Below are 284 nucleotides of genomic sequence, written 5' to 3'. Positions count from 1 at the left end.
TGCGGACCATCTCGGAGGTGGTGGCGGACTGCTCCTCCACCGCCGCCGCGATCGTGGCCTGCAGCGCGTCGATGCGGGCGATCACCTCGCTGATGCCGGCGATGGCGCCGGCGGCGGCGGCCGCGTCGGTCTGGGTCGCGCCCACCCGCCCGGTGATCTCCTCCGTCGCCCGCGCGGTCTGCTGCGCCAGCTCCTTCACCTCACCGGCGACGACGGCGAAACCCTTGCCCATCTCCCCGGCCCGCGCCGCCTCGATGGTGGCGTTCAGCGCCAGCAGGTTCGTC

1 protein-coding gene is annotated in these 284 nt (G+C 74.3%); it reads right to left on the bottom strand.

Annotated features, from left to right (window positions below):
- The coding region (locus MN205_RS00030; protein WP_242123068.1) for a methyl-accepting chemotaxis protein at positions 1-284 on the bottom strand (284 nt) is incomplete at both ends.

The organism is Kineococcus sp. TRM81007 (genome assembly GCF_022669155.1).
GTDB lineage: Bacteria > Actinomycetota > Actinomycetes > Actinomycetales > Kineococcaceae > Kineococcus.
The sequence above is the reverse complement of the archived record's forward strand: the minus strand, read 5'-3'. Positions and strand labels throughout refer to the sequence as shown.